At 33.8% G+C, this 8,390-nt stretch carries 7 protein-coding genes and 1 pseudogene; 2 read left to right on the top strand and 6 right to left on the bottom strand.

The window, feature by feature from the left end; genetic code table 11:
* The 3 genes from ACT8VG_RS04905 to gmk all read right to left on the bottom strand — a co-directional run.
* A partial coding sequence (locus ACT8VG_RS04905) for a transcription antitermination factor NusB (protein ID WP_444195314.1) occupies positions 1–924 on the bottom strand: 924 nt, incomplete at its 3' end.
* Positions 881–3,067 (bottom strand): replication restart helicase PriA, encoded by a 2,187-nt coding sequence (priA, locus tag ACT8VG_RS04900; RefSeq protein WP_444195313.1) that lies wholly within the window; start codon positions 3,065–3,067, stop codon positions 881–883. The genes priA and ACT8VG_RS04905, both read right to left, overlap by 44 nt.
* Positions 3,068–3,104: 37 nt before the next feature.
* Positions 3,105–3,668 (bottom strand): guanylate kinase, encoded by a 564-nt coding sequence (gene gmk / locus ACT8VG_RS04895; RefSeq protein WP_022424679.1) that lies wholly within the window; start codon positions 3,666–3,668, stop codon positions 3,105–3,107.
* A gap of 91 nt (positions 3,669–3,759) precedes the next feature.
* Between gmk and ACT8VG_RS04890 the strand changes: the two genes are divergently transcribed.
* Both ACT8VG_RS04890 and pgeF read left to right on the top strand, forming a co-directional pair.
* Positions 3,760–5,400 carry an Rqc2 family fibronectin-binding protein gene (locus tag ACT8VG_RS04890; RefSeq protein ID WP_217106299.1) on the top strand — a complete coding sequence of 547 codons (1,641 nt, stop codon included), beginning with the start codon at positions 3,760–3,762 and terminating at the stop codon, positions 5,398–5,400.
* The gene (pgeF, locus tag ACT8VG_RS04885) at positions 5,397–6,158 is read left to right on the top strand and encodes a peptidoglycan editing factor PgeF (protein ID WP_288704548.1); all 762 of its coding nucleotides are present in this window, start codon (positions 5,397–5,399) and stop codon (positions 6,156–6,158) included. The genes ACT8VG_RS04890 and pgeF overlap by 4 nt, the downstream gene beginning before the upstream one ends.
* Positions 6,159–6,172: 14 nt before the next feature.
* On the opposite strand, the gene ACT8VG_RS04880 is transcribed toward pgeF, so the two are convergent.
* The 3 genes and pseudogenes from ACT8VG_RS04880 to ACT8VG_RS04870 all read right to left on the bottom strand — a co-directional run.
* The gene (locus tag ACT8VG_RS04880) at positions 6,173–7,054 is read right to left on the bottom strand and encodes an NAD(P)H-hydrate dehydratase (protein WP_444195315.1); all 882 of its coding nucleotides are present in this window, start codon (positions 7,052–7,054) and stop codon (positions 6,173–6,175) included.
* Positions 7,055–7,105: 51 nt separating this feature from the next.
* A pseudogene (locus ACT8VG_RS04875) lies at positions 7,106–7,645 on the bottom strand (NAD(P)H-hydrate epimerase); the annotation flags it as partial.
* Between the two features lie 66 nt (positions 7,646–7,711).
* On the bottom strand, positions 7,712–8,390 hold a 679-nt coding region (locus ACT8VG_RS04870; RefSeq protein WP_444195312.1), incomplete at its 5' end, for an NlpC/P60 family protein.

The raw sequence follows: 8,390 nt of genomic DNA, 5'->3' as shown, positions 1-8,390 counted from the left end.
CACATTAATCTTCGTTAATCCTAGTCTTTGGGTATTGTCTTTAATAAGCTTTGCTTTATGAGGATAAAGGTCATAGACATCCAGGGTGCCTTTATTATTCATCAAAGTGCCAAGGTGAGTTGTTTTAGATCCAGGGGCACCACACATATCTAAGACAAGATCATCTTCATTTGGATTAAGTAGACGAGCAACCATCTGTGATGATTCATCCTGAATCGTCACTAAGCCTTCTTTAAAAGCTTCTGTATGGGCGATATTGCCTTCCTTTAATAAGACACTATCCGGTGATAAATAACCTGGAGTGAATTCTGGATATTTCTTTAAGAATTCCTCACGTGTTATCTTATAAGTATTCACACGACCACTTTTTAAAGGCACTTCATTATCTGCATAAAGAATCTTTTCTGTTGTTTCAATGCCATATTGAGCATTCAACATCTTAACTAGCCACAATGGATGACTTGTAGAAATAGATAGACGTTCATCATGATCTAAATCATCTAAAGATCTTGTTTGATTAAAACAGCTATGGAGAATCGCATTAATCATGCCTCCTGCTCTTTTATTTCTTCTTTCCTTAATAATATCTACTGCTTCATTGACAATTGCATAATCTGGTGTATCTAGATAGAAATGTTGGTAGAGACTCATTAATAGAAGCATTCTTTCTACTACTTTTAAACGTGTATGGATATGTGGTTCTAATTGATATTCTAAATATAAACGATTCTGAATAGTTCCATAGACCAATGTTGTAATAAGTCCTCTTTCTGATGGTGAGAAGTCTTTTGTAAGAGTATGGTTTAAAGTAATATTTAAATAGATTTCATTCTTTTCATAATCAATAAGTATATCTAATGCTGTATTTCTTTCATTCATATTAATATGTGGAATACGGGTTAAAGTCGCATGCCACAATAACACCTCCTTTTCTTGTACGGTTATAATAATCATCAATGATACTTAATTGTTCATAGATGGGCTTAGATTCTATATATTTAATCAGAATTCTTTCACGATAGATATCCTGCATCTTAAAGGTAGACTGTGGTCCAATGATACGAACCTTTTCTAGATGATCCCTTAAGTATTGACTGATATCTAAAGCAATAGAATGAACATTCTTAGGTGTACGTGATTGTACTATAACAGAGACTAAATGACAATATGGTGGATATTTGGCTTTCTTTCTAAATGCTATCTCTTCTTTAAAGAAAGCATCATAATCCTGCTTGACTGCTGCTTTAATTGCATAATGTTCTGGATTGAATGTCTGAATCATAACTGTACCTTGTTTTTCTCCTCGGCCGCTTCTTCCTGCCACCTGACAAAGCAACTGGAATGTACGTTCAGAGGCTCTAAAGTCAGGTACCATTAAAGATAAATCAGCCATGAGTACACCTACAAATGTAACATTAGAGAAATCAAGTCCTTTCGCAATCATCTGTGTACCTAGCATAATATCTGCTTTATGTTCTTCAAAATCTTTTAAGAGTTTTAAATGAGTATTCTTATTACGTGTTGTATCAAAGTCAAAGCGAATGATATGTGCTTCAGGATACTGTTTTTCTAATTCTTCTTCTATTTTCTGTGTCCCATAACCAATCTTTTTAAGGTGCGTACTTCCACAATTAGGACAAGTACGAGGTGTAGGAATAAAATATTCACATAAATGACATTTGAGTCTATTTTCAGCTTTATGATAAGTAAGTGTGACATCACAATGAGGACAACGTATTGGTTCATTACATGATTCACATTTAATAAAAGATGCATAACCTCTCTTATTTAAGAGAATCATTGCTTGTTCTTTTTTATCCAATGTTTCTTGTAATCTCTGTTTCATTCTTCTAGACATAAGTGAATAGTTCCCCTGACGGGATTCATTGCCCATATCTACAACCTCACAATAAGGGAGAGGTTTACCATTAATTCTTTGTTTCATCTCAAATAGGCTATATATTCCCTTTTTAGCACGGGCATATGTTTCTACTGAAGGTGTCGCACTCCCCAAGACAATCTTTGCATGATTTTTTTCTGCACGCATCTTCGCAATAGATAGAGTATGATAGCGTGGTGTATTATCCTGCTTATAACTCATATCATGTTCTTCATCCATAATAATAAGACCAAGATTTTCTACCGGCGCAAAGATTGCAGAACGAGCCCCCACTACAATACGGGCTTCACCTTTTTTTATACGACGATATTCATCATACTTTTCACCTTGAGATAAACGTGAATGGATAATCGCCACTTCATCATGAAAATGTTCTTTAAAGACACGTTCCATCATTGGTGTAAGAGATATTTCAGGTACAAGCATTAATACTGTCTTATTTTCTTCTAACATCTTTTTAGTTAAGGCAATATAGACTTCTGTTTTACCTGAACCAGTCACACCATGAATGAGTGAAATCATTTGAGATGTTTCTAATACACCTTCTACAACACTTGTTTGAAGTGGGGTTAAAGTAATCTTATTATTAATCTTTAAGTTATTACCTGCATAAGGATCACGTTGTACTTCTTTATTATATACTTCAACAAGACCCTGCTTTTCTAGAGAAGTAATGACACTTCTTGAATAAGGAATATCCTTAAGAAACATTTCCCCCTTTTCTACTAATAGACGGAATGCTTCCTGTTGTTTAGTTGTTTTAGGTGTTCCGGTATTAATGACTCTTACACATGTAATTGTTTTAATACCAACCATCTTATGAGTAGATGGCTTTAAAGTCCCAGGAAGCATAGCCTGGAAACAGGCAATCAAAGGACATAAAGTCATCTTTGACATACGATGAGCCAGTGTAATAAGTTCATTATTTAATAAAGGAGCTTCATCGATGACTGAATAAATATAAGAATACTTAAAGCCATCTCTTTCTTCTAATTCTTTTTGGGTTAAATCAACTTCTTCTACAGATAATACATAACCAACAACCTGTCGATGATTAAAAGGCACTTGAACACGTATTCCTGTCAAAATAGGTTTCTTAGATAGATAAGAAAAGCCACGGTCTAATGCCTGAACAGGATGTTCTATAAGTACTTCTACTTTAAACATAAAATCACCTCCTAAAAAAGAAAAAGCAGCCAGATGGCTACTTCATGTTCTCCTCGATAATCTTGACAATATCGTCTTTCGCACGCATAACATCATCGTTAACCACTACATGCTTATACTGATCTTTTGTCGCAATTTCTCTTCTTGCTTTATCAAGACGTTCTTTAATAACATCTTCAGCTTCTGTTCTACGTCCACGAATACGTTTTTCTAATTCTTCCATTGAAGGTGGTACTAAGAAGATTGTAAGAGCATCTGGTACTTTCTTCATAACCTGAAGTGCACCCTGTACTTCAATCTCTAATACAACATTCTTACCTTCGTCTAGTAGCTGATCTACATAGGCTTTAGGTGTTCCATAATAATTACCTACAAACTGTGCGTATTCTAGTAATTCACCCTGCTCAATCTTTTTCTTGAATGTATCAACGTCTACAAAGAAATAATCGATCCCTTCTTTTTCGCCAGGTCTCTTATAACGTGTAGTCATTGAAATAGAATATGCAAGGTTTAATGATTCTTCTTTAAATAGTTGTTCTCTGACTGTTCCTTTGCCTACGCCGCTAGGTCCACTCAGGATAATTAGAAGGCCTCTTTTCACTTATCTACATCCCCTTTTTAAGTAATCCTACATGAATAAAACAGTGATGTCAAACACTTTTAAATGTGTTATACTAAGTCGGGTGATGAATATGGCATTTGATGGAATTGTATTGTCACGTGTTACAGAATTATTAAATGAAACAATTGTGACAGGACGTATTTCAAAATTATATCAGATATCGAAATATGAATTATTAATGACTGTTCGTGCACAGAATGAGAATAAGAAACTTCTTGTTTCTATTCATCCAATGTATGCACGTGTTCAGTTAACACAATTGAATTATCCTACACCTGATTTTCCTAACGCTCTCACTATGTTTTTAAGAAAACATATTGAAGGTTCATTTATTGAGCGTATTGAACAGGTAGGGCTTGATCGTATATTAAAGATTACTTTAAGAGGTAGAAATGAATTCAAGGATCTTGTAGAGTATCATCTCTATATAGAGATCATGGGTAAGCATTCTAACTTTATTCTTACTAATAAAGAAGATAAGATACTAGAATGTTTAAAGAGAGTATCACCAAGTGATAGTATACGTATTATGCAGCCAGGGATTACTTATAGCTACCCTCCTCTACTTGATAAGAAGAATCCTTTTGAAAATACACCTAAAACAACAAATCTTGTAAAAGAGTTTGAAGGATTCTCTAAGGATTTAGCTGAAGAAGTAGCTTCAAAAATGGAACAAGGTGAAGATTTCAAAACTCTTATGAATGAAATCAAAGAGAGTAAAGAACTTTATATAACTAGAGGTGATAAAGAAAAGTATCACGTGATTCCTTTACATTGTTTTGGAAAGAAGATAGATCAGTATTCTCTTTTTGATGGATTAGATGCTTATTATCAATTTATTGATCAGAAGGATCGTATTAAACAGCAGACTTCTGATATTCTTCATTTTATTCAGAAAGAATATACAAAGAATGTCAATAAGCTAGATAAGCTAGAAAAGACTTTATTTGATTCTCATAATAGTGATGAATATCGTATTAAGGGTGATTTATTGTATGCTTCTTTACATCTTATCCAAAAAGGGATGAAAGAAGTGACTGTAGATAACTATTATGATGGCACAAAGATGACAATTGAATTAGATGAGCGTTTTGATGGCAAAACAAACGCGAATCATTATTATAATAAGTATCAGAAGGCAAAGAATTCTTTAAAGGTTCTAGAGGAACAGATTGAAAAGACTAAAGAAGAAATCAATTACTTTGATACTTTAAATACCTTGATGGATAATGCGGATTATTATGATGCCATGGAAATCAAGGAAGAACTTGAAAACATGGGATATATTCGTAAGAAGAATGTCAAGAAGTTAAAGAAGAAAACACATCCTCATTATGATGTTTATCGTACTCGTGATGGTATTATTATTTATGTAGGTAAGAATAACTTACAGAATGATTATCTAACATTTAAAATGGCATCACGTAATGATATGTGGTTCCATGTGAAGGATATGCCTGGTTCTCATATTATTGTGCATGCAGAAAACTTGGATGAGTATACAATGAGACTCGCCGCAAATATTGCAGCATATTTTTCTAAGGGTAAATATAGTTCAAGTGTTCCTGTAAATTATTGTTTAGTAAAGAACTTAAAGAAGCCTCATACAAATAAGCCAGGTTTAGTTCTTTTAGGACATTATAAGACTATTTATATTGATCCTGATGATTCTTTCTATGATGAGTTAGAGAAAGTGGAGGATGCAAGATGAAATTAATACCTTGGAAGTTTAATAATGATATAGTAGAAGGCTATACTGTACCAGCTCATATTGATGGAAAGCTATTTAATATGAGTTATAATGGAATAGAAGACAAGCAGGTACTAGAAAACCGTAAAGAACTAGCCAAAATGCTTGGTACAGACCTTGATCATATGGTCGCACCCTTACAGCGTCATACAACACATTATTTAAGTGTAAATACAAAAGATGGTGGTAAGGGGATTTATAGTCAGAAAGATGCTTATTTAGGTTTTGATGCATTATATACTAGAGATACAGACTTGACTCTATTTACTTTCCATGCAGACTGCTGTCCTGTTCTATTATATTGTGAGAACCAGCATTTAATTGCTGCCATTCATTCAGGATGGAAAGGAACAGTGACTGAGATTGTAGGTAAGGTGACACGTCATTTAATTGAAGATGAAGGCTGTGACCCTAGTACTATATATGCTTATGTAGGGCCTTCTATTGAAGCACGAAACTTTGAAGCCATGGATGATATTATTGATTGTGTAAAGAAGATGAGCTTTGATACATCATCTTTCTATACTAAAAAAGATGAGACACATTATCTTCTTAATTCAAAAGGTCTGATCAAGCAACAATTATTAAATTGTGGTGTATTAGACGAACATATTGAAGTCAGTCCTTATTGTACAATGGAGAATGATGACTTGTTCTTTAGTTATCGTAAGACACATACTAAAAATCGTAATATTTCTATTATCAGACTAAAAAAATAGCTGGATTATTCCAGCTATTTTTCTATTTCACCAATAAGTAATGCCATTGTATGAGGAATTTCTTCAATAAGTTTTTCAGGAATGACAGTATATGCCTGCTTTGCGACTTCATCTCCTGCACGCCCATGAATATAAACACCTAGTATTGCAGCTTCTAGTGGTTCATAACCCTGTCCTAATAATGAAGTAATAATACCTGCAAGTGTATCACCCATGCCACCTACTGCCATCGCTTTATTACCAGATGCAATACGATAAGATGACTTGCCATCAGTCACAATTGTATGAGGTCCTTTTAAGACAAGTATGCAATGATATTGTGATGCAAAACTCTGTGCAGCAATCATTAAGTCAGGATAGTCTTCTACATGACATAAACGTTTGAATTCACCAATATGTGGTGTAAGGATCACTGAACGATCTTGTTTTTCTAGTAAGTGCATATTTCTAGATAGAATTGTAAGTGCATCTGCATCAATTACAAGTGGACAGATAGAAGCAGTCATAATATCTATTACAGCTCTAAAGGCACTTTCGTCTAGACCTAATCCACATCCTACTAATAATGCATCATAGCCATCAAAATCATCATAACGGAAGATTTGTGGTCTTAATACAGGAATCGCTTCAGGTATATAAAGAGGTAAAAGAGATGTGACTTTTTCTGAAGTAATAGTCTTTACTATACCTGCACCTGTATAATAGGCTGCTTTAGTGGCAAGTAATGGTGCACCTGTATATTGATTACTCCCTACAATTAAGCCATCTACACCATAAATATTCTTATAACCATTATAAACTCGTTTTCTTAAATGTTCCTTTGCGTAGTCCTCTCCTACATATTCAAATAACCCTGCTTCTTTAAAACAATCCTTAACAGCTAATGTTTCTAGAATGACTTTACCTGTATATTCTAATGAACGAGGATCTAAGAATCCTTGTTTTAAAGCAGTTAAGGTGACTGTAAAGTCAGCTTTTAAAGCACCATCGTAGGCTTTACCTGTATTACAATCAAGTCCTGTAGGAATATCAATTGCCCCAATAGTTCCATTATAATTATTCATAATTTATTCTATAATGATTTTATACATTCCTCTAGGTGCACTATTTAAGCCAAATCCAAATAACCCATCGACAATACAATCATAATCATTCCAATTACTTGTATTAATATTGTCTTCATCTACATAGATCAAATGATTCTCTTTACATTGATCACGATAATAACGATTGGCCTGTGATACCTTTCCTATATCTCCACTATAATAATAAATAACATGCTTTCCTAGTTTTTCTAGTTTTAATCCTAAAGAATAACCATCTGCACCATTATTACCTGGTCCAATAAGAATCGCAAATCTATTATATTTTGTGAAATGATTGAGTAATGCATCACTTGCAAGATTAACAAGTTCTTCTATTTGATATCCATGTTCTAATAAATAAGCATCATATTGTTTTAATAAATCCTGTGTTCCTATATACATATATAACACTCCCTTCTTAATTATTTTACCATAAAAAAAGGAAATCGAAATCGATTTCCTTAAAGATTATACTCTTCCTCCACCTGCATAATGCGCAGCATAATAAGATTCACCTAGAGAGGATGTGATAACACCCTTCTTTTCATTGGCAGCATGTACGAATCTGCCTCCACCTAGATAAATACCTACGTGAGAGATACCTTTCTTGTATGTGTTCTTGAAGAATACAAGATCACCAGGTTTTAATGCGTTTCTATCTACTCTTTGAGTACTATTGAACTGTACAGCAGCTGTACCACTTAAAGAACGTCCATTTTGTCTATATACCCATCTAGTAAAGCTTGAACAGTCAAAGACATCAGGTCCTACAGCACCCATTCTATAACGACATCCAATCTTACCTAAAGCAGTCTGAATAAGAGCTGCATTTCTAGATTTAACTTCTACTGGTATATTCACTACAGTTGTATTACCAGTCTTATCTGTTGCAGTATAAGTAGCTGTATAGTTACCTTCATTGTTTACATCAACATTCCCACTAATACCTACAGTCTTAGTAACATCACCATCTAAATTATCAATAGCAGATACAAGTAAAGAATTCCAGTTTACTGAAGTGCCTTCAGTAATAGATACTTTATTTGTATTCAATTTAATTTCAGGACCTCTGATATCCTTAATATTAAATGTACATTCCTGTTTAGTTTCATTGCCACTGTTATCAGTCGCAATGATTGTTGCTTTC

Origin of the sequence: Catenibacterium sp. (assembly GCF_052354645.1) — a bacterium.
Lineage (GTDB): Bacteria > Bacillota_I > Bacilli_A > Erysipelotrichales > Coprobacillaceae > Catenibacterium > Catenibacterium mitsuoka_A.
The sequence above is the reverse complement of the archived record's forward strand: the minus strand, read 5'-3'. Positions and strand labels throughout refer to the sequence as shown.

Excerpts from the sequence above, each read along its gene's own strand:
- ACT8VG_RS04890 (WP_217106299.1), top strand. The coding sequence starts at position 3,760 with ATGGCATTTGATGGAATTGTATTGTCACGTGTTACAGAATTATTAAAT.
- pgeF (WP_288704548.1), top strand. The coding sequence starts at position 5,397 with ATGAAATTAATACCTTGGAAGTTTAATAATGATATAGTAGAAGGCTAT.
- priA (WP_444195313.1), bottom strand. The coding sequence starts at position 3,067 with ATGTTTAAAGTAGAAGTACTTATAGAACATCCTGTTCAGGCATTAGAC.